This window comes from Brooklawnia propionicigenes (genome assembly GCF_030297015.1).
GTDB lineage: Bacteria > Actinomycetota > Actinomycetes > Propionibacteriales > Propionibacteriaceae > Brooklawnia > Brooklawnia propionicigenes.
On sequence record NZ_AP028056.1, the window covers coordinates 1,918,698 to 1,940,727 of the forward strand.

A 22,030-nucleotide genomic window follows, 5' to 3' on the forward strand; every position below is an offset into this window, starting at 1 on the left:
CGTCGGTCCTTTCTGGGGGTCACTGCCCGGGAAGGGTCAGGCTGAGCAGGAGGGCGAGGGTCACGAGCGCGGCCATGGCCGCTCCGGTCGAGCGGCGCGTGGTCCACGCCTCCATGCGGTCGAGGAGAACCTGCCGGTCCCTCGCCCACCGGGCGGGTCCCGCCGTCGTGACGGCGACCGACCGGACGGCACGCGCTCCGATCGTACCACCACTGACGACGCCCTGTCTCAGCAGGGCGGCCCCGCGCTCACAGGTGACCACCAGGTCACCGGCCGGGACGGGCAGGACGGGCAGCGTCCGGCGTCGTGCGACGGCGCGGGCGAGCGCGGCGAGCGCAAGGCCGAGGAGCACGGGCCAGGTCGCGTCCCACACGACGACACCGGTCGGCGCGTCCACCGCCGCGAGGACACGGACCGGCAGCACCGCGGTGGCCGCGACCACCGCGGCGAGCAGGAGCAGCCACGGCACGAGGGACGTCCCTGCCGTGCCGGTCACCGTGCCGGTCGCCGTGCCGGTCGCCGTGCCGGACGCAGTGCCGGTCGCCGTGCCGGACGGCGTGACCCCGGACGTGCCGGGCCCCGGCCGCGCCGCGGTCCCGTGCGCGGACCACCCGGGCACGAGGAGGAGCAGGCGCACCATGAGCACGGTCGTCCCGGCGGCGGCGAGGGACAGGGCCAGGCCCACGGCGTCGCCGACGGCGGCGAGCTCCAGGCCGTGCTTGACCCACCCCTTCGCCACGGCCCCGCTGGTCGCGGGCAGCCCGGCGAGCGAGGCCGCCGCGAGCACCATGCCGACGAGCAGCACCCGGTGCGTCCGCCTCGAGGCCGTGCGCCGGACGAGACCGACCCCGAGGAAGAGGGCGGCCTTCGCCAGGCCGTGGTGCAGCGCGTACACGGCAGCGCCCGCGAGTGCGACGGGCGCCGCCTCCGGCACCCGGAGCGCCACGCCCACCAGGACGGTGAGGAACCCCATCTGGCTGACGCTCGAGTACGCCAGCACCACCTTGGGGTCGCGCTGGGTGAGGCCCAGCGCCACGCCGGCGAAGGCGGTGAGCACACCGGCGACGATCACCACGTCGGACCACGAGACCAGCGCCGCCTCACCCGCCGGCAGCAGCCGCACCCAACCGACCAGGCCCGCCTTGATCATCGCGCCGCTCAGCGCGGCGCTGGCGGGGAACGGCGCGGCCGGGTGCGCGAGGGGCAGCCACACGTGCAGGCCGATGACGCCCGCCTTGATGCCGAACCCCGCGAGCAGGAGACCGATCAGGAGATCCCGGTGGTCCGACGTCGCGACGGTCGCGGCGACGTCGTCCAGGCACAGGCCGGGCGCCTCGGACACGGCGAGGAGCAGCGCCCCGAGCAGCAGCGTCTCGCCGATCACGGCGAGCACGACGTAGACCCGGCCCGCCCGGCGCGCCGCATCGGTCCGGGTGTGGACGACGAGGCCGTAGGCGGCGAACGTCATCACCACGAACGCGGAGTAGAAGGTCACGACGTCCGTCGCGACGATCAGCCCCACGTTGCCGGTGAGGGCGAGCATCCAGAGGACGGCGTACCCCCGGTGCTGCTCGACCTCCGCGCGGCTGTAGGCCCCGGCTGCCGCCCACACGAGTGCCGTCAGCAGCAGCAGGAGCCGCCCGACGTCGTCGACGCCGGGCTGGACGCCCAGCAGCAACCAGTCCAGGCGGAGCGCCGGGAGGGCCTCCCCGAGCAGGGCGAGGACGGCGGCCGGCGCCGGGGCGGCGACGAGCAACCAGGACGTGCGCGGACCTGGCCGCGCGGCCAGGAGCACCGCGGCGAGGACGGGGAGGAGGACCGGGCCGAGCCAGAGGAGGACGCTCACGGGCCCATCACCGCCTCGCTGATGGACAGCGCCCAGGTCAGGGGGCTCAGCGGCGACGCCGCCAGGACCCCGACGAGGAGCACGCTGACGCCGGTGACGAGGGTCGGGAGCAGCAGCCAGGGGTCACGCTCGGCCGACCGGGGACCGGCGGGCGCGGGCGCGGACCGACCGGCGGGCGCGGACCGACCGGCGGGCGCGGGTGCGGGCGTGTCCGGCGCGTAGAACCACGCGCGGGCGAGCACCGGCAGGAAGTACGCCGCGTTCAGCGCGCTGCTGAGCAGGAGCACGGGGACGATCCAGCCCTGCCCGGCGTCCAGAGCGCCGGTGCCCAGGTACCACTTGCTGATGAAGCCCGCCGTCGGCGGGATGCCGATCATGCCCAGCGCCGCGATGGTGAACGCCGTCATCGTCAGAGGCATGCGCCGGCCGATGCCGCGCATCTCGCTGATCTTCGTGACGCCCGCCCGCTTGGCGAGGATCCCGGCGCAGTAGAACAGGGTGACCTTCTGGATCCCCTGGTGGACGAGGTGGACCAGGCCCCCGGCCAGCCCGGCGACGCTGAGGATCGTGATGCCGAGGACCACGTAGGACAGCTGGCTCACGGTGGAGTACGCCAGGCGTCGCTTGAGGTCGTCCTGGGCGAGGGCCCGGGCGGACCCGTACACGATCGTCACGGCGGCCAGTACGGCGAGCGGGGTCAGCAGGCCGAGCTGCTGGACCAGGTGGACCCCGTACAGGTCGTGCACCACCCGCACGATCCCGTACGCGCCGGCCTTGACGACGGCGACGGCGTGCAGGAGGGCACTCACGGGCGCCGGCGCGACCATGGCCTTGGGCAGCCAGCCGTGGAGCGGGACGATGGCCGCCTTGACGGCGAGCCCGCCCACCAGCAGCACGAAGAGGAGCGTCAGCAGTCCGGGGTGCGTGGCCGCGAGCCCGGTCAGCGGCGCGTAGTCGAGGAACTCCACCGGCCCGGCCAGGACGTGCAGCAGGGCGATCCCGACGAGCAGCACGGCGCCGCCCGCCACGCTGTAGACGAGGTAGGCGCGGGCGCCGAGCAGCGCCTTGCGCGTGCCCTGGTGGGCCACGAGCGGGTAGGTCGCGATGGTCAGGAGCTCGTAGAACAGCAGGAAGGTGACGAGGTTGCCGGCCAGCGCGATGCCGATCGTCGCGGTCACGCACAGGCTGAAGAAGCCGAAGAACCGGGACCGGCGCTGCCCGGCCTCGAGGAACCCGATCGCGTAGACGGTCGTGGTCAGCCACAGCAGCGAGGACAGCGTCACGAAGAGCAGGGGGATGCGGTCGACCCGCAGCACCAGGTCGATCCCGGGCAGCAGGGCCCGGCGCCACTCGTACTCCTGCCCGGATGCCACCCCTACGAGCAGCGCGAGCACGAGGCCGAGCTTGACGACCGCGCCGGCCATGTTGACCACGCGGCGCGGACCCTCGCTCCGCTCCGGGAGCAGGAAGATCACCACCGCCGGGACGAGTGCTGTCAGCACGAGTGCCAGCGGGAGGAGGGGCGCGAGCTCAGGCACCGCCACCACCTCCTGCTCCCACCTGGACGAGCAGGACGAGGGTCTCGGGGAACAGCCCGAGGACCAGGGCGAGCAGGGCCAGGGCCAGGGCGACGGCGTCGGCCGGGTGCCGGACGACCCGCGCGCCCGGGGCCGACGAGGCCTGGAGGCACGGCTGCAGCAGGCGGGTGAGGTAGGCGGCCGTGAGGAGGCCGCCCCCCACGACCGTCACCGCCCACCACCACTGCCCGGTCTCCATGCTCGCCAGGAGGAGGTACCACTTGCCGACGAAGCCGGCGGTGGGCGGCAGGCCGACGAGGCTCACGGCGCTGATCCCGATGGTCAGGACGGCGACCGGTCGCCGGGCGGCGGCACCCGCCAGCCCGGCGACCGTGGTGCTCCCCATCGTCACCGCGAGCAGGGAGACGGCCATGAGCAGGGCAGCCTTCGGCAGCGCGTGGGCGATCGCGTGGACCACGCCGCCCACCCAGGCGTGGTCGGAGCCGGCGCCCGCCAGCGGCACGATCAGCAGGAGCAGGCCCAGCTGGGCCACCGTGGAGTACGCGACGAGCCGCTTGACCTCGGTCGCCCGCAGCGCTGCGACACCGCCCCAGAGGACGGCAGCGGCGCCCAGCGCTCCGAGCAGCTGGGCGGCAGCGGCCGGAGGGACCTCCACCGGCCCGGTGAGCCAGACCCGGGCGAGCACGACGAAGGCGCTCTTGACGACCAGGGCCGAGAGCCAGGGGCTGACGGCGCTCGCCGCCGTCGCGTGAGCGGCAGGGAGCCAGAAGTGCAGGGGGAACACCGGGACCTTGAGGAGCAGGCCGGCGGTGAGGAGGGCGAGACCGAGCCGGCCCTCGGCCGTGTCCGTGAGGGTGCCGGGGATCTCGTGGAGCACCACGGTCCCGGTGGCGAGCCACACGAGGGCCGCGCCGGAGAGGAAGGCGAGGGCGGCGGCCATCTCGGCGTAGAAGTAGCGCGCGCCGGCGGCCAGGCGCCGGCGGCCGCCGCCGAGGACCACCAGGGCGGCACCGGTCACCGCGACCAGCTCCAGCATCAGGTACGCCGTGATCAGGTCGCCCGCGAGCATCACGCCGTGCAGGCCGGTGAGCAGGGCCAGGCCGAGCGGCCAGTAGGCGGGGCCGACCGCCCCGGTCCCCGGCCCCTGGGTGACCGCGAACAGCGTCGTCAGGAGGGCCACGGTGGCCGACACGAGGACGAGACCCGCGGCCAGTCCGTCCGCCACCAGCACGACGGTGGCCTGCGGGGGACCGAGCGGGACGGTCAGGACACCCGTGAGCAGGACCGACCGGGCGAGCAGGACGGCGAGCACCAGGGTCGTCGCCGCGGTGCCGACGGCGGCGACCGGCCGGTGGCGGGCAGGGAGGAGGGCGCAGGCGCCGGCGCCGAGGGCGGGCACGGCGACCAGCGCGAGGATCAGGGCCACCGCGAGGGGTCCTCGTCCAGCGGGAGGTCGGCGTGCCCGAGCTCGGGGCGCCGACCGGCGCCCTCCAGGTACCGGGCGACCAGCAGGAGGCCGGCGATCGTCAGGGCGCTGAGCGCCGCGGCGACGACGGCCCCCGTCCGGTGGGGCCCGAGGGCGACGAGCCCGACCACAGGTCCGGCAGCCATGACCGTGAGGCCTCCGAGCCGGTGCCGGGCCTGGTGGGCGGTGAGGAGCGCGGCGGCGCCCCCGGCGACGGCGATGACGCAGAGGGCGAGGAGCAGGGCCGGGAACTCCATGCCACGAGTCTATCGGCCCGGATCCACCGCTGCGATAGGTGGTCTGGCGGCGCGTGTGGAAGATCAGATGCCCTCTGACGCGAAGATTCACCTCTTGTCAGGAGGCGCGGTCGAGGGTGACGGTGTAGCCGAGGGCTTGGAGTTGGGCGATGGCGCGTTGCTTGGTTCGGTCGGGGTGGAGCTGGTTGAAGTAGTCAGCGCCGGGGTCGTCGTAGAGCGCGCCAGTGGTGCCCATGTGCCAGATCGCGATGAGCATGGAGTGCTGGATCGCGACGTTGGCCTTCATGGGTCCGCGGCGGGCAGCGATCCGCCGGTATCTCGCGCCCAGGTAGGTGTGGGGGTTCTGGGCGCAGGACATCGCCGCCGCCCCGAGCGCGCCTTGCAGGTAAGGATTGCCCGGGCGGGTGGTGCTCGACTTCACCTTGCCGGCGGACTCGTTGTTTCCCGGGGTGGTCCCGGCCCAGGAGGCGAGGTGCTTGGCGGTGGGGAATCGGCTCATGTCCGCGCCGGTCTCGGCGACGATCACGTCCGCGGTCAGGGTGCTGATGCCGGGGATCGTGGAGATCAGTTCCCGGAAGGCACGAAAGGGTTCGATGGCTTCCTCGATCCGGGCGGTGAGTTGATCGATCGCCTGCGTGTGCTGGTCGATCAGATCCAAGTGGACCCGGGCGAGGAACGCGTGATGCGCACCGAAACGACCCTGCAGGGCCTCGGTAAGCTCGGGGATCTTGACCCGCATCCGCCGCTTGGCCAAGTCCGCCAACGCGGCCGGGTCACGGTCCCCCGCGATCAACGCTTCGAGCATCGCGCGTCCCGAGACACCGACGATGTCGCTGGCGACCGCGGACAGCTTGATCCCGGCGTCCTCCAGCAGTTTCTCCAACCGTTGGACCTCCCGGCCCCGCTCCCGGGTGATCGCGGTCCGCGCCCGGGTCAGGTCCCGCAACTGTCGGATCGGCTCGGGTGGCACGAAAGACCCCCGCACCAGACCATGAGCACCGAGTTGGGCCAACCAGGTCGCGTCATTCACGTCGGTCTTGCGGCCGGGCAGGTTCTTCACGTGCCGGGCGTTGACGAGCATGACCTCGACCCCGGGCAGGTCCTCTAGCAGGTAGTAGAACGGCTTCCAGTAGTCCCCGGTCGCTTCCATCACCACACACGTCACCCGCTCGGCGGCAAGGTGGTCCCGCAACGCGAGTACCCCACTGGTCATCGAGGACCAGGTCGTGACGGTCTCTACCGTCTTGCGTCGCCCTGCCCCCGCGACCCGGACGCACACCTTGGCGTCCTTCTTCGACACATCCAGCCCGGCACAGCGGGCGTGAACGACTTCCATCGTCAACCTCCCATCCCTCGAACCAGCCGTCCGTCGCGGGGAGGGCAGGAAGATCGAAAGTCTGACGCTCGGGCTCAAGGCACCAATCCACGGTTCCCGTGGAGCCCTCCACCACCATGCTGACCTACAGGCTCACGAGCACCACAGGGGACATCGGGGTCGACCACGACGAACACAGCAAGTCTGAACCCAACCACACCGGCACCGCAACGCTCGAACGGCACCGAATCTTCGCGCACCACGGTGCGCCTCGAAGACGGCGCCGCGTTGCTGACCTGGGAGGATGTGTCTTGCGACGGACACGATCGACCAGACCGAGAGGGCATCTGACGGGTGCGAGCATCTCACGACCTCAGCCGGGTCTCCACGAGCTTCGATGAGCACAACATCGTGCCGAACGCCGGGCTGCTTCCCGCGGCGGTACTCGCCCAGCGGATCGACCTGGCCGGGCTGATCGACCGGCGGCTGCATCTGGCCAAGCACGGCGCGAACGGCGGGGCCAAGGCGCTGTCGGTGATCGGGTCGATGCTGGCTGGCGGGGACAGCATCGACGACGTCGCGGTCCTGCGCACCGGGGCAGCGGCGTCGCTGTTCGACGCGACCAGGGCACCGTCGACGGTCGGGTCGTGGCTGCGGGCGCACAAGTGGTCCAACGTCCGCCAGCTCGACGCGATCAGCCGCGAGCTGCTGGCTCGACTGTGGACGGTTGGCGCCGGGCCGCAGGACTTGAGCGGGCCGCTGACGATCGACATCGACTCCACCATCGTGCAGGTCCACGGCCCCAAGAAGCAGGGCGCCGCGTTCGGCTACACCAAGGTCCGCGGCTACCACCCCCAGCTGGCCACCTGCGCCCAGACCGGACAGGTGCTGATGAGCCGGCTGCGCGGCGGCAGCGCCGCCGCGGCCCGCGGGGCGGCGTCCTTCCTGACCGAGACAATCAGCCGGGTCCGCGGCGCGGGCGGGACCGGTCAGCTCACCGTGCGAGCCGACAGCGCCTTCTACTCCAGGACCGTCATCGCCACCGCCGCCAAGCTCGACGTCCGCTTCTCGATCACCGCCCGCCAGGACAAGCGTGTCCGCGCCGCGATCGCCGCGATCGACGAGGCCGCCTGGGCGCCGATCCCGTACTGGCTGAGCACCCCTGAGGTCTCCGGCGCCGACATCGCCGAGACCACCTTCACCGTCTTCGCCGGCGACAAGCGACACGCCCGCCAGGTCCGCCTGGTCGTGCGCCGAGTCGCCCCCACCCCGGGATCCCAGCTCGCGCTGTTCACCACCTGGGACTACCACGCCTTCATCACCGACCGGGACCTGCCCCTGGACCAGGTCGAGGCCGACCACCGCCGCCACGCCGTCGTCGAGCAGACCATCGCCGAGCTCAAGAGCGCCGGCCTGGCGCACCTGCCCTCGGGCAAGTTCACCGCCAACGCCGCCTGGCTGGCCCTGGCAGTCATGGCCCACAACCTCGGCCGAGCCGTCGGGCACCTCGCCGGACCCGAACTGGACACGGCAACGGCAGCAAGCCTGCGCCGCAAGATCTTCACCATGCCGGGCCGACTCGTCCACAGCGGCCGAAGACGACACCTGCGACTACCCGCCTCCTGGCCCTGGGCCGACCCCGTCCAACAAGCCCTGACCCGCATCGCCGCAATCCCGATGCGCTGCTGATCACCACCCACCGCCCCGACGACCAGGACCTCGGAGAAGCCGGCAGACCGGCGACTCAGACCTGCCCGTAACCCACCTCGGCAGCAGAGCACCTACCGACCACCAACGCCCCACCCCAACGCCAAGATCAACGGTGGATCCGGGCTTAGTGGCAGGGCCGTTATGTAGGTCCTGAAGGAGAGTCCGACATGGGAAGACCACCAGTGATCCCGGTGGAGAAGAAGACCAGGATTGTGTTGAGCATCCTGGCTGGAGAGATGACGATCGCTGAGGCTGCTCGGCGGGAGAAGGTCAGCGAGCAGTCGATCGGTCGGTGGAAAGCAGACTTCCTCGAAGCAGGCAAGGCTGGGCTCGCGGCAGGCAAGTCCGGGCCCTCAACTCGTGAGCAGCAGTTGGAGGCTGAGGTCACGGAGTTGACTCAGGCGTTGGGTGAGGCCGCGGTTGAGATTCGGGTGTGGAAGAAGTCGGCGGAGGGCAGGTTGGGCCCTTCGAGGACCTCGAGGTGATCCGTTTGGAGGCGGGCATGTCGACTTCGAGGTTCGTGAAGCTGATCGACATGCCCGAGCGCACGTGGCGTCGGTGGCAGGCCAAGGCCCGTCAGGGTCAGGGCCCGAAGGGGCCGTGGCCCCAGCCTGCCCGTAGCGCTGCGCGGGACCTGGTGGTCGGTCATGCGCTGGCCAAGCCGGTGTGGGGGCATCGCAAGATCTGGGCACTGACCCGCCATGACGGGCACAAGGTGTCCCAGGCGACCGTGCTGCGGCTACTGCGTGACGAGGGCCTGCTGCTGGCGTCGCAGTCCAGAAGCAGCGCCGTGAACTCGCCGCCGACCGTAGAGCCGCGTTCGCGAAGATGCCTGATGGCCCGAACCAGGTGTGGCAACTGGACTTCTCCGAGTTCGAGACCACCACGGGCGGCACGTGGCGGATCGCAGGATGCCGGGACTGGTACTGACAAGTATGAGCATCCCTGGCATGTCTCACCCACCGGGAACAAGCACGACGCGATCGCCGCGGTCGAGCTCGCCTTGGCTGACTACGAGGCCCTGTTCGGTCACCCGTTGGCCGATGCCTGCCCGATCAATGAGATCACTGGTGAGGTGCTGCCCGTGGTCACGATCGTGACCGACAACGGTGGCCCGTTCCGCTCGATCGACTTCGAGTTGTTCATCACCTCGCACCCCGAACTCCAACACGTCCGGACCAGGGTCAAGAGCCCAGGGCAGAACGGCTCACGCGAACGCGGGTTCGGCACGTTGAAGTACGAACGCTTGTTCCTCGACGAGATCCCCGACGCGTTGACCTTGGTCGAACGAGCCGAAGACTACCGCATCGAGTACAACACCCAGCGCCCTCACGAGGCGATCGCCTGGAACCGGCCCCTCGAGGTCCACCTCGGGCGAGCCAGCACGACCGTCCCCACCTTTGAACAAGAAGAAGTCCTGCCAACTACTTGACGCGGGACACGGTGATCCGGCGTTGTAGCGCGACGGGTTTGAGCGCTGCTTTCCGTGCGGCGAGTTCGGTTTGCTGTGCGGGGCTGAGCACCTGGGCGGTCAGCAGCCGCTGGTAGGGGGAGCGGGGTGTGTCGTAGACCCGTTTGCGGCGGCCGACGGTGTCGGTGGTCCAGCCGACGGGTTTCTTGGTCGGGGTGAGAAAGTTGAGCCGGTCGTTGACCAGCGACCATAGTTCGTTGAGTAGGGCCAGTTCGGTGGCGGTGTCGTAGCGGTGGTAGAAGCCGTAGCGGCGCACGAGGTGGTTGTTCTTCGATTCGATGGTGGCTTGGTCGTTCTTCTTGTAGGGCCTGGCGCGGGTGAAGAACACTTCGCGTTGCCCGGCCCAGGCGACCAGGTCGTGGTTGATGAATTCCGATCCGTTGTCGCAGTCGATCCCTGTCACCGCGAACGGCACGGTGGCGACGAACAGGTCGAACGCGGCTCGGATATGGACGTGGGCGTTGTTGCGGATCGCGTGGGTGAAGACCCAGCCGGTGTGCATGTCGGTGAAGTTGACACTGCGAACGAACTCGCCCCGTAGCGTCGGGCCGCAGTGGGCCACCGTGTCGACCTCGAAGAACCCGGGTTCGGCTTCGACTTCGTCGCCGGCTTTACGGATCTGGATCGAGTTGCGCAGCATGGTGCCCGGTTTGGTTGCCGTCTTCCCTCGGAGAGGGTCAGTGGCCCGGGCAGGGGTCAGGTAGCGGTCGATCGTGGCCGCCGACATCGACTCCAGCTCGCCGCGGACCTCCAGGCTGTAGCGTTCCTCGCCCCGGATCAGGACACCTTCGGCTTCCATCGCGTCGAGCCAGTCCCCCATACCGGCGGCCAGATACTTGCCGCAGCTGCCCCCGGAAGTGGCCCACACCTGTTGGAGGACTTTGACCGCGTCGTAGGAGTACTTCCGCGGTTTGGTCTTGCGCCGGTCGATCACCGCGACCGTGGCCACCGCCCGACCGGGTGCTTGCTTCGCTCGGGCGACCAGCTGCTGGCGGGCGTGGTCACGGTTCCAGCCGGTGACCTCGACCACGTGATCCAGGATCACGCTCTTGCCCTTCCTCGGCGCCGCGGCATAAGCCAGGGCGTACTTCTTTGTGATCTCGAACCGGGCTGCCATCGACAGCTTCTCCTCAACCTCCACACCCCATCCTCGCCGGCATCACGTACGCGGGGGAAAGTGTGTGAGGCACGGCCCCTACGTTCGCGGGGACTATGTGTGAGTCTCGTCGAAGCCTTGATTTGTGCATGCTCAACGAGTAGCGTTGAGCATGCACAACCACCCGTGAGGGTGGACTACATCGATGCCTTGCCCGTCGCGAAGGGAAGGGGGTCAGCCATCATGACCGAAGACGGGAGCCAGGCTGCGGCTGAAGACCTCGCCAAGCGTCTGCGGCTCCTGATGGATGTCGCCGTCGCCGAGTCCGGCTCCGAACCGACCTACTCGCAGATCGCGGATTACCTCAAAGAACGAGGCACCAACCTGTCCCGGTCGCGCTGGACGTACATGGTCAACGGTCACCGCTATGTCCAAGACCCCGCCGTTTTCGAGGGACTTGCAGCGTTCTTCGATGTCGATGCCGCCTTCCTGATGGGTCAGGACGGTGCCGCCACCCCCGAGAAGGTCGCCGCGCAGCTCGACCTCGTTCGGTCCATGCGGGCAGCGAAGGTGAAGTCCTACGCCGCCCGCACCCTCGGCGACATCTCGCCGAAAGCACTCCACGCCATCACCAAGTTCCTGGACGAGGAAATGAGCCACATGCCCGAGCACTGACAGGTGTCGCGCGACACGGTGCCGATACCGGTCCCTGCTCCCCACAGAGAGGGGCGAACCGTGAATATCGAACAGACAGTATCGGCGGCCGTCGCGGGCCTACAGCTCGGGAACACCTTCACCCTCGACACCCTCCTGACCGCAGTTCAGGAACGGCGGCACCGCCGGCTCCGCGTCGTCGAGCTCGCTGGCCTCGACACCAGCGACGGCATCTGCGCGGTCTGGCTCGTCACCGACACCGCCGATATCGTGCTCCACGCCCGTAGCGACTCCGCGCTGCACCGCCAGCAGTTCGTCCTGCACGAGTTCGCCCACATGATCCTCGGCCACTGCGAAGGGCAAGACTGCGCCGCAGAAGACGTGCTCCTGCCAAACATCCCGCCCTACACCCGCGGACGCCTCCTCAAACGGCAAGACATCGACTGCGAGACCGAGATCGCCGCCGAGTCCCTCGCCGACCGCCTCGCCGCAGGCATCCGAGGATCGGTGTTCGCCGAGACCCGCTACTCGGAGGTCTTCGGATGATCCAGACGCTCGTCGCGACGCTCATGTGGGCGCTCGTGGCGAGCCTGCTCATCTTCCGCCGCAAACGGGCCGACCGCAGCGTCACCTACGCAGCGATCGCCATCGCCATCGCGATGACCCTGAACGTGGACGCCATCTACACCGCCGTCGACCCGCTGCTCGGCGGCACCAACCTCGCGACCCTCATCGCGGACGCGCTGCTCATGACCGGGCTGTTCTTCCTCGGTCGCGGCGTCATGAGGACCGGTGAATACCGGCCCCGCCTCGTCCGCGCCGTCGTCAGCATCCCCATGCTCGCGGTCTCGTTGCTCGCGATCACCGTCACGTTCCTGTTCATCGACCGTGGCACGACCACCACCCAGTTCATGAGCAACCTCGGAGACGAACCCGCCGCTGCGGCCTACTCGATCATCAACTTCGTCTACGGTGGCATTGTCATCGCCACCATGCTGACCCTCGCCGCCCGGCAATACCGCAACAGCACCGGCATCCAACGCCTCCCGGCGGCCCTCCTGACACTGGGATCAGCGTTCGGCGTTGCCCTATGCGTTGCGGTGATCGTCATGGACATCGCCCACGTCACCGGCCAACTCGACCTCATGCACGCCGTACAGCCCACCTACGGGCCGCTCTCGCTGCTGACGTTCCTGTTCCTCTGCGCCGGCTTCGCCGCCGAGCCCGCCGTCCGCCGCGCCCGGCACCACCTGCGCGACAAGCGCACCGCCGCCCTCGCCGCCGACCTGGAGCCACTCTGGACCCGGGCAACGAGCCTGCGACCCGGCCTCAGCCAAGCAGACCCCCTCGCCACCAGCGCCGACGATGCAGAAGGACGCCTGCACCGAGAGATCGTCGAAATCCGCGACGCCATGATCGACCCCCGCATCACCTTCGACACCAACCGCACCGAGCGCGCTCTGCTGGAACTCGCCGAAAGCCACCTCCTCGGACGCGACCAAACCGTGGTTGCGTCGCGCGCCAAGAACGACGATGGCGGTGCGCTGTGATCCGCCGACTCACCCTTGGGGTCGGCGTCGTCGCTGCAACCGCCGCAGGTGTCGGCTGGACCATCGCGCGACGACTCACTGCACCCGTCGGCCCACGAAGGTTCGACCTCACCGTCCACGATGTCGAGCACGACGACGACAGCGACCTGATCGTCTTCGACCGTACCGACCAGACCACAGCAGACGGCATCTACAACCTCTGGTTCGAGCACGGCGGCTGGGCACAGCTCTCCGCAGAAGTCCACGATCGCGGGCCCACCCGCATCGCGCGAAAGATCACGGACGTAGCGCCCGGCCTCGCACCGAAGGCTGGTGATCGTGCCTCGTGGAGCGGCATCTACTACGCGACCCCGCACGAGGCCGGACTCGACGCCCGCAGCATCGCCATCACGACCCCCGCAGGACAATGCCCGGCCTGGCGCATCGACGGCGACCCCTCGACCTGGGCCATCCACGTCCACGGACTCGGAAGCACCCGCGCCGGCACCCTCCGCGGCGTCCTCGCCGCCACCGAAGCCGGCTACACCTCCCTCGTCGTCACCTACCGCAACACCGAAGTAGGCCCCCGCATCGGCACCGGCCGATCCACCCTCGGCCACACCGAGACCGCAGACGTTGACGAAGCTATCGGATACGCAGTCCGACGAGGAGCCCAACAGATCGTGCTGTTCGGCTGGTCAATGGGAGCCGCGATCGCCCTGCAGCTCGCCGACCGGCCCCGACACGAGGGCTTGATCGCTGCGCTCGTACTCGACTCGCCAGTCCTCGACTGGACCGAAGTCATCAAGACGAACTGCACCCGCAGTGGGCTCCCCGCAGCAGCCGGATATCTCGCTGTCCCGTGGCTCACCATCGAGCCGCTCGCTCGCCTCGCCGGCCTACCGGGGCGCATCCCACTCCGAGCCTTCGACTGGACCGCCAGAGCCGCAGACCTCACCACGCCAACACTGATCCTCCACGGCACGCAGGACGACTCCGCGCCGATCCAGCTCTCACAAGCACTCCCAGACGCACGCCCCGAGCTCGTCGAGCTGGACACCTTCGACGCCGACCACACGCTCGCCTGGAACACCGGCCCTGGCCGGTGGCGCTCTGTGGTGACGGCCTGGCTCAGCGCGCACCTCTCGCCCTGATCGCTTCGACTCACGACACCCACCTCGTTCGGCCACGCCCGGAGAAACCCAACTCAAGCCGTACGTCCGCCGGTATCATCGTGAGTGTTGGCCTGCCTGGGCCATTGAGCGAGGGAGGACCAACGTGGCTGAGCCGTGGCTGTCCGCAGACGACATCGCCGCCCACCTCGGGGTCACCAAAGACACCGTCTACACCTGGATCGCCGAGAAGGCCATGCCCGCCCACAAGGTCGGACGCCTCTGGAAGTTCCAGGCCAGCGAGATCGACGACTGGGTGCGACGAGGTGGCGCTGCCGCCGACTCCGAACCCCTCCCACCAGGGTGAGCACTTCGCTCGCCCGAGCCGTCGCTGACACTTTGTCGGTGGCACCCCATATCCTGATCCACTGCCCAAAACCGGAAGGAGGCACCTCGTGACGGAAGCGACGACCGACGCGACGTTGACGCTCGCGACGCTGCGTGCGGGTCAGCGCCTCCGTGGCCTGGTGCCGGGGCAGACGGTCACGCTGATCGCCATCGATCCCATCGACGCTGAGCTGTTCGAGGTCTTCTACCGCGACGACTCCGGTCGCAGCGGTGCCCGCGCGATCACTGATGCTGACGCGGCGCGCTTCGAGATCGCGGGCGACTTCGACTCCGCCCCCGCGTACGACGCGGACCCGGATGAGTTTCGACTCGCAGCCGAGGCGCTGCGGATCAAGTACGCGGCGCTGTACGACCCGATGGTTGCGGTCAACAGTTCGGACGTGGACCCGCTGCCGCACCAGATTCGCGCGGTCTACGAGGAACTCCTGCCACGCATCCCGCTACGGTTCCTGCTCGCCGACGACCCCGGCGCTGGCAAGACGATCATGGCCGGCCTGTATCTGAAGGAACTGATCCTGCGCTCGGACTGCGAACGAGCGATCATCGTCGCTCCCGGCGGGCTCGTGGAGCAGTGGCGCGAGGAACTCAGTCAGAAGTTCGACCTGCGCTTCGAAATCTTCAGCCGCCAGATGGTCGATGACGCCCAGGGCCGCAACGTCTTCGCTGAGCACCCGTTCCTTATCGCCCGCATGGACCAGCTCTCCCGCAGCGAAGACCTGACCGAGCAACTCGGCGAGGTCACCTGGGATGTCGCCGTCGTTGACGAGGCCCACCGCATGTCGGCCCACTACTCCTCATGGGCGGGCGAAGTCGACGAGACCAGGCGCTTCAAACTCGGACGGCTGCTGTCGGAGACCGCGCACAACTTCCTGCTGATGACCGCGACCCCGCACGCGGGCAAGGAAGAAGACTTCCAGCTGTTCATGTCGCTGCTGGATCGCGACCGCTTCGAGGGCCAGTACCGGCAAGGCGTACACCGCACCGACACCGACGGCCTGATGCGCCGCATGGTGAAGGAAGACCTGCTCACCTTCGAAGGCAAGCCGCTGTTCCCCGAACGCAAGGCCTACACCGTTGAGTACGAGCTGAGCCCGGCCGAGCGAGACCTCTATGAGCAAGTCACCGACTACGTCCGCACCGAGATGGGGCGTGCTGAGCGGATCGCCCAGGCCGGGGACAAGAAGCGCGGCAACAACGTCGGGTTCGCGCTCACCGTGCTGCAACGCCGACTCGCCTCCAGCCCCGAAGCGATCCTGCGATCCCTGGAACGACGCCAGCAGCGCCTCGACACGAAACTGCGCGAAATGCAGCGCATCACCGACGACGCACGCTTCAGCACCTCTATCGCCTCACACATCGACGAATGGACCACGGGCAAGACCACGCTCGATTTCGGAAGCGACGCACTACCTGCGTTTTCGGTCGACGACTTCGACGACTTCGACGAGGAAACGACCGACGAGGAACGCGCCCAGTTCGAGGAACAGGCAGACCAGGTTGTCGATCTCGCCACGGCCGCGCAGACAATCCCCGAGCTGCGGGCAGAGATCGCGATCCTCGAAGACCTCATCAAAGTAGCCCGGCGCGTCCGGCTGCAAGACGATGACAAGAAGTGGGTGCAGCTGCGCACCATCCTCGACGAGCAGCTCCTGACCCACGACGGCTCCGGGGATGCGCGCAAGATCATCATCTTCACCGAGCACCGCGACACCCTTGACTACCTGCAAGCCAAGATCACCGCCCAGTTTGGGCGCGCCGATTCGGTCATCACCATCCACGGTGGCACCCGACGCGAAGACCGCAAGCTCGCCCGCGAACGCTTCACCCACAACCCCGACACCGTGGTCCTGCTGGCCACGGACGCCGCCGGGGAAGGTCTGAACCTTCAACGTGCGCACCTGATGGTGAACTACGACCTGCCGTGGAACCCGAACCGCATCGAGCAGCGCTTCGGCCGCATCCACCGCATCGGCCAGCGCGAGGTCTGCCACCTGTGGAACATGGTCGCCAAAGACACCCGCGAAGGCGACGTGTTCACACGGCTGCTGGCGAAGATCGACCAGATGTCAATCGCCTACAACGGCAACCTGTTCAACGTGCTCGGCGACGCCGACGCCTTCCAAGAGCGGTCGCTGCGTGACCTGCTGATCGAGGCGATCCGCTACGGCGACCAGCCCCAGATCAAGGCCAAGCTCGACCGCATCATCGACGCCGGTGTCTCCCACGGCCTCGACGAGATGCTCGCCGAGCGCGCGCTCCACCCCGAGATGTTCTCTGCGCTCAACCTCGACGAGGTGCGGGCACGGATGGAGAAGGCCCGCGAGCGCCGACTCCAGCCTGGTTACATCGCCGCCTTCTTCCTCCCCGCGCTCACACGGCTCGGCGGGCGCATCCGCAAGCGCGAGAAGGGCCGCTACGAGATCACCCGCGTCCCGGCCCGCGTGATCGACGCGGCGCGTCGCCTCAACCGGTGGGCGCCCGTCGCTGAGCAGTACGAGCGCGTCACCTTCGAACTCTCACGGATGCACCCCGACGGTCTCGCCGATGCCTCCCTGATTGCACCTGGCCACCCGTTGCTGCATGCCGTCATCGAGGCAACCATTGATGACCTCGGCCCCACCCTCAAGCAGGGCACGGTGCTGGTTGATCGACGCTCCAAGCAGACCGATGCGCCGATGCTGATGTTCAGCGTTGAGCAGCGCATCGAGAATACGGTTGCCGATGCCGACACGGTCTCTCATCACTTCGACTACCCGCTCCTCGAACAAGACGGCACCGTCACCGTCTCCGCCGCACCGCCGTACCTCGAATTCGACCGACCCGACTCGACCGAGGCCGAAGCCGTGGCTGAGATCGCGGGCAGCGACTGGGCGCGGCAGAACCACGAGAAGCTCGTACGCGCCTGGGCGTACCGCGAGGGTCTCCAGCCGCGCATGGACGAGATCAAGACCCGACTCGGCATCGAGACCGCGCGCACCCGGGCGCAGGTGAAGGATCGCCTGCTCGCCGAGATCAACCACTGGGATCGAGAACACAACCGCCTCGAAGCACTCGAACGCGGAGGCACCGTCGGCAGGCTCCGCGCCGAGACCGCACTCATACGTGCCCGACAGCTCGATGAACGCCTGAGCCACCGGCTCGAACAACTCGACGAGGCCACCAACCTTGTCGCCGTGCCCGCCGTCATCCGCGGCGCCGCACTCGTCGTCCCCAGTGCACTCCTCGCGACCGGTGCCGAGCCTGAAGCGCAGACCTTCGCACGTCAGACCGAGGAAGTCGAGCGTCGAGCCGTCGAAGCTGTGCTTGCTGCCGAGCGAGCACTCGGACGGGAACCGGTCGAGATGCCGCGCAACAACCCCGGCTACGACATCCAGTCCACCGACCAGAGCGGCCTCGTCCACTACATCGAGGTCAAGGGCCGCATCGAAGGCTCCGACACGTTCACCATAACCACGAACGAGATTACCTTCGCCCAGACCCAATGCGACCGTCACCGGCTCGCCCTGGTCGAGGTCTCGACCAGTGGTGCCGCCAACGACCAGTTGCGCTACGTGAGCGACGCCTTCACCCACCTTGAGCCATCCGCGACCACCCGCTCCTACAACGAGGTCTGGCGCGACTACTGGGAACGCGGAGGACCACCGCGATGACCCACACCACTGACAGCAACCAGCCCGACGCCAGCGAGAGAAGCACAGTGACCAACGCGCCCAAGAAGAAGCTCATCGAAGTAGGGCTGCCGCTCGAAGCGATCAATCGCGAGTCTTCTCGGGAGAAGTCGATCCGCCACGGCCACCCGTCAACACTGCACCTTTGGTGGTCGAGGAAGCCCTTGGCAACGGCGCGAGCCGTCCTCCTGGCTCAGTTGGTGGACGACCCCTCATCGCGCGCTCACGAGTTCCCGACGGTTGAGCTGCAGGACGCTGAACGACGTCGGCTACACGAGTTGATCGCGGAGCTCATCGTCTGGGAGAACTCGAACGACCCTGACCTATTGGCTCGTGCACGAGCCGAGATCAAGAAGAGCAACGGTGGTCAGATGCCGCGACTTGCTGACCCTTTCGCGGGGGGTGGATCCATCCCTTTGGAAGCGCACCGGTTGGGGCTTGAGGCCTACGCGAGTGATCTGAACCCTGTCGCAGTGCTCCTCTGCAACGCGATGATCGATGTCCCGTCGCGCTTTGCCGCAACACCCCCAGTGTCGCCGACTGTTGAAGGTCAGACAACACCTTGGTCGGGCACCGACGGTCTTGCTGCTGATGTTCGAGACTACGGGAAGTGGGTCAGTGACGAGGCGTTTCGTCGTATCGGCCACCATTTCCCTCGGGCTGTAGCTCCTGGCGGCACCGAACATACCGTGATCGCGTGGAAGTGGGCTCGCACAGTCAGGAGCCCTAACCCTGCGAACCCGATTGAGACTCCGCTCGTGAACTCCTGGTGGTTGAGTAAGCGAAAAGGGCGTGAAGCCTTTGTTTCACCATCCATCGAAAACGGTTCGATTACGTACACGGTCGTCCACGATCCAAGCGGGCCACCGTCTGATGGCACCGTCGGCCGGAAAGGTGGTGCCGTTGTCGGCGACGACACGCCTTTCAGCCTGAACTACGTTCGTGAAGAGGGACGCTCCGGGCGCATCGGGCAGCACATGATCGCGATTGTCGCAGAGGGACCTCGTGGGCGGTTGTACCTTTCGCCCTCAACGGCGCACATCGCCGCCGCCACAGTGGAACGTCCCGATGATGTCCCGGAGGGTGAGATCGGCCACTACCCACGTGACATCAAGACTCAGACGTACGGAATGACTCGGTGGGCAGACCTCTTCACCAACCGACAACTCCTGACCCTCACCACGTTCAGTGATCTCATTTCTGAAGTCCGCCAACGGGTGCTGTCAGATGCAGTCAGTGCAGGAATGGACAGTGGGAGATCGCTCGACGACGGTGGCTCCGGAGCAGAAGCCTATGCTGATGCAATAGCCACCTATCTGGCGCTCTCGCTCAGCCGCATGACGGATAGATACTCGAATCTTTGCAGTTGGGACTCCAGTCGGGACAGCGCACGTAACGTCTTCGCACGTCAGGCCATCCCGATGATCTGGGACTTCGCCGAGGTCAACCCCTTCTCTGACTCGACAGGCAACTTCCTGGGTCAGGTCGAGTGGGTCGCGAAGGTACTCGAAAGCCTGCCCACCGGCTCCGGTCCCGGGGTTGCTGAGCAACGGGACGCAGGTTCGGTGGACTACCGGGGAGTCGCAGTTTCAACTGATCCGCCGTACTACGACTACATCGGATACTCTGACCTATCAGACTTCTTCTACGTCTGGCTTCGGCGATCCCTCCGAGATGTGCGACCGGAAGCCGTCAGGACGTTGCTGACGCCGAAGGCTGACGAGCTGGTCGCGAATCCTCATCGCCACAATGGCAAGGATGGCGCAGAGCAGTTCTTCATCGACGGATTCAACGATGTCTTCCGGAAGATGCGGCATACAGCCGCCTCGGACATCCCACTGACTGTGTACTACGCGTACAAGCAGCAAGATGCGGGGATCGACGGGCAGGTTTCAACGGGCTGGTACACCTTGCTCAGCGGACTGATCAGTACGGGTTGGGAAGTCACCGCAACATGGCCAATGCGCAGTGAGATGTCCAACCGTCCGCTGTCTCAGGAAAAGAACGCCCTCGCCTCATCGATTGTCTTGGCCTGCCGACCGCGCCCTGAAGACGCCCCTGCAACGACACGTCGCGCATTGGTTGCTGCTTTGAAGGCAGAGCTGCCGGAGGCACTTCGGCGGCTCATGCAGGGTGCGGTCGCTCCGGTCGACCTAGCTCAGGCGGCCATCGGACCAGGCATCGGGGTCTTCTCTCGGTATTCGCGCGTGCGCGAAGCTGACGGCTCCGACATGAGCGTGCGAGACGCACTCCTCCTAATCAACGCAACTCTGGACGAGGTGTTGGGCGAGCAGGAGTCAGACTTCGATCCAGACACTCGCTTCGCCGTGAAGTGGTATCGGCAGTACGGGTGGGGCCAGGAGAACTCGGGCATCGCTGATCAGTTGGCACGCTCATCGGATACTTCAGTGGGCGCCTTGGAGCGCGGTGGCATCTTCGAAGCCAAGGGGGGCAAGGCTCACCTCCTCTCGCCGTCTCAGTTGGCGGGTCAGTGGGATGCAACAGTCGATGAACGAGTCAGCGTCTGGGAGGCGACCGTCCGCTTGGCCGCCGTGATGGCCAAGGACGGGGCCGACAAGGTGGCTGAGTTGTTGCCGTCGGTGCACACACGCGTGAACCTTGACGCAGTGAAGGAACTGGGCTTCCTGCTGTTCCACGAGGCCGAGAAGAAGAAGGACACGAAGGACGCCATCCTCTTCAACGGCTTGGTGAGCGCCTGGGGTGACGTGAACGAGCAGGCGCGCAAGTACGCCTCGACGCCACGCTCGTCACAGCAGGCGTTCGACTTCGACGAGGACGAGGATTAGGTCGTGCCTGGCAGTCGAGATCAAGCCCGGAGCGGTGGCGCAGCGGCGCGTCGCTCTGGCGCGGACCTGACTCCGTTCCGGGCCATCGCGGAGTCGGTCAGCGCCGAGGGCGGCGAACTCGTAGAGCAGGTGTCGGCTCTGATCGACCAGGCGCAGGCGTTCGCGGCCGCGCAGGTGAACGCGACCTTGACGCTGCGGAACTGGTACATCGGTCGCTTGATCGATGTGGCCGTGCTGCGCGAAGGACGCGCCGGGCACGACCAGGAACTTGTTGCGTCGCTGGCGCAACAACTGACCTCACGGTACGGGCGAGGCTACGACCGAACGAACCTGTATCGGATGGTGCGATTCTCCCAGCAGTTCACCGAGCCCGAACTTGTTGCGTCACTGGCGCAACAAGTCAGTTGGACCCACTTCCGCGAGCTGCTTCCGCTCGCAACCGACGACGCACGAGCCTTCTACGTGAAGGAGATCATCGACCGCCACCTCAGCGTCCGTGACCTGCGCCACGCCATCTCCCGCAAGGCGTTCGAGCGCCGTGAGATCGCGGACTCGCAGATTCCCGAGGGCTCGGCAGTCCCGTTGGATGCCTTCCGCGACCCGATGCTGCTGGACATGCTCGGGCTGGCCGACACCTTCTTGGAGCGCGACCTCGAAGCGGCTCTGCGCCACGACATGGAGTCGTTCCTGTTGGAGGTCGGTCGCGGGTGGGCGTTCGTCGAACGCCAGAAGCGCATGACCTTCGATGGAGACGACTACTACCTCGACTTGCTGTTCTACTCCCGTCCACTGCGTCGGCTGATCGCGGTGGAGTTGAAGGTCGGCAAGTTCAAGCCGAGCTACCAGGGGCAGATGAATTTCTACCTGAAGTGGCTGGATCGGCACGAACGCCAGGCAGACGAGAATCCGCCCATCGGCCTCATCCTGTGTACCGAGGCGAGCCGCGACCAGATCGAGCTGCTCGAACTGCACAAGGACGGGATCGTGGTCGCCGAATACTGGACGACCCTGCCTCCGAAGGCGGAGCTCCAGGCCCGTATCCAAGCGGTCTACCGGGAGGCGCAGGAGCGGATCGCCCGCAGGCAGCTGACCGCAGCGGCGGAAGAAGACATTGATGAGTAGGGATTGGCAGGCTCTGAACAGGGCCTCGTCGG

General features: G+C 67.6%; 17 protein-coding genes. 11 read left to right on the forward strand and 6 right to left on the reverse strand.

Annotation, left to right across the window (positions count from 1 at the left end; all coding sequences use genetic code 11):
* Positions 1-19 precede the first annotated feature (19 nt).
* The 5 genes from QUE25_RS08715 to QUE25_RS08735 all read right to left on the reverse strand — a co-directional run bounded on the left by QUE25_RS08715 (position 20) and on the right by QUE25_RS08735 (position 6,442).
* Positions 20-1,846 carry a complex I subunit 5 family protein gene (locus QUE25_RS08715; RefSeq protein WP_286264087.1) on the reverse strand — a complete coding sequence of 609 codons (1,827 nt, stop codon included), beginning with the start codon at positions 1,844-1,846 and terminating at the stop codon, positions 20-22.
* Positions 1,843-3,384: a complex I subunit 5 family protein gene (locus tag QUE25_RS08720; RefSeq protein ID WP_286264090.1), complete on the reverse strand. Its 1,542-nt coding sequence runs from the start codon at positions 3,382-3,384 to the stop codon at positions 1,843-1,845. Before QUE25_RS08720 ends, QUE25_RS08715 begins: the two co-directional genes overlap by 4 nt.
* Complete coding sequence (locus QUE25_RS08725; RefSeq protein WP_286264092.1) at positions 3,377-4,810, reverse strand: complex I subunit 5 family protein; 1,434 nt, start codon at positions 4,808-4,810, stop codon at positions 3,377-3,379. The genes QUE25_RS08720 and QUE25_RS08725 overlap by 8 nt, the downstream gene beginning before the upstream one ends.
* Positions 4,801-5,106 carry a hypothetical protein gene (locus QUE25_RS08730; protein WP_286264094.1) on the reverse strand — a complete coding sequence of 102 codons (306 nt, stop codon included), beginning with the start codon at positions 5,104-5,106 and terminating at the stop codon, positions 4,801-4,803. Before QUE25_RS08730 ends, QUE25_RS08725 begins: the two co-directional genes overlap by 10 nt.
* A gap of 97 nt (positions 5,107-5,203) precedes the next feature.
* On the reverse strand, positions 5,204-6,442 hold the full coding sequence (locus QUE25_RS08735) for an IS110 family RNA-guided transposase (protein ID WP_286264096.1): 1,239 nt from the start codon (positions 6,440-6,442) through the stop codon (positions 5,204-5,206).
* A 333-nt stretch (positions 6,443-6,775) separates the two neighbouring features.
* On the opposite strand from QUE25_RS08735, the gene QUE25_RS08740 reads away from it, so the two are divergent.
* The 3 genes from QUE25_RS08740 to QUE25_RS08750 all read left to right on the forward strand — a co-directional run bounded on the left by QUE25_RS08740 (position 6,776) and on the right by QUE25_RS08750 (position 9,563).
* Positions 6,776-8,110, forward strand: a complete 1,335-nt coding sequence (locus QUE25_RS08740; RefSeq protein ID WP_286264099.1) for an IS1380 family transposase — start codon at positions 6,776-6,778, stop codon at positions 8,108-8,110.
* Between the two features lie 188 nt (positions 8,111-8,298).
* The gene (locus QUE25_RS08745) at positions 8,299-8,616 is read left to right on the forward strand and encodes a helix-turn-helix domain-containing protein (RefSeq protein WP_286264100.1); all 318 of its coding nucleotides are present in this window, start codon (positions 8,299-8,301) and stop codon (positions 8,614-8,616) included.
* Between the two features lie 17 nt (positions 8,617-8,633).
* Positions 8,634-9,563, forward strand: coding sequence for an integrase core domain-containing protein (locus QUE25_RS08750; protein WP_286264102.1), 930 nt, complete (start codon positions 8,634-8,636; stop codon positions 9,561-9,563).
* Here QUE25_RS08750 and QUE25_RS08755 read toward each other — a convergent pair.
* A complete protein-coding gene (locus QUE25_RS08755) occupies positions 9,556-10,743 on the reverse strand; it encodes a transposase family protein (RefSeq protein WP_286264103.1) in 1,188 nt (395 codons plus the stop codon). The genes QUE25_RS08750 and QUE25_RS08755 overlap by 8 nt on opposite strands.
* Before the next feature lie 198 nt (positions 10,744-10,941).
* Here QUE25_RS08755 and QUE25_RS08760 point away from each other — a divergent pair, with 198 nt between their 5' ends.
* The 8 genes from QUE25_RS08760 to QUE25_RS08795 all read left to right on the forward strand — a co-directional run bounded on the left by QUE25_RS08760 (position 10,942) and on the right by QUE25_RS08795 (position 21,998).
* Positions 10,942-11,373, forward strand: a complete 432-nt coding sequence (locus QUE25_RS08760) for a hypothetical protein (protein ID WP_286264104.1) — start codon at positions 10,942-10,944, stop codon at positions 11,371-11,373.
* 60 nt (positions 11,374-11,433) lie between these two features.
* On the forward strand, positions 11,434-11,898 hold the full coding sequence (locus QUE25_RS08765) for a hypothetical protein (protein WP_286264106.1): 465 nt from the start codon (positions 11,434-11,436) through the stop codon (positions 11,896-11,898).
* On the forward strand, positions 11,895-12,902 hold the full coding sequence (locus tag QUE25_RS08770; protein ID WP_286264108.1) for an MAB_1171c family putative transporter: 1,008 nt from the start codon (positions 11,895-11,897) through the stop codon (positions 12,900-12,902). Before QUE25_RS08765 ends, QUE25_RS08770 begins: the two co-directional genes overlap by 4 nt.
* On the forward strand, positions 12,899-14,035 hold the full coding sequence (locus QUE25_RS08775; RefSeq protein ID WP_286264110.1) for an alpha/beta hydrolase family protein: 1,137 nt from the start codon (positions 12,899-12,901) through the stop codon (positions 14,033-14,035). Before QUE25_RS08770 ends, QUE25_RS08775 begins: the two co-directional genes overlap by 4 nt.
* 124 nt (positions 14,036-14,159) lie before the next feature.
* Positions 14,160-14,360, forward strand: coding sequence for a helix-turn-helix domain-containing protein (locus QUE25_RS08780; protein WP_207473685.1), 201 nt, complete (start codon positions 14,160-14,162; stop codon positions 14,358-14,360).
* 88 nt (positions 14,361-14,448) lie between these two features.
* On the forward strand, positions 14,449-18,051 hold the full coding sequence (locus tag QUE25_RS08785; protein WP_286264116.1) for a helicase-related protein: 3,603 nt from the start codon (positions 14,449-14,451) through the stop codon (positions 18,049-18,051).
* On the forward strand, positions 18,048-20,876 hold the full coding sequence (locus tag QUE25_RS08790) for a DUF1156 domain-containing protein (protein WP_207473687.1): 2,829 nt from the start codon (positions 18,048-18,050) through the stop codon (positions 20,874-20,876). Before QUE25_RS08785 ends, QUE25_RS08790 begins: the two co-directional genes overlap by 4 nt.
* 3 nt (positions 20,877-20,879) lie before the next feature.
* The gene (locus tag QUE25_RS08795; protein WP_286264122.1) at positions 20,880-21,998 is read left to right on the forward strand and encodes a PDDEXK nuclease domain-containing protein; all 1,119 of its coding nucleotides are present in this window, start codon (positions 20,880-20,882) and stop codon (positions 21,996-21,998) included.
* Positions 21,999-22,030: the final 32 nt, after the last annotated feature.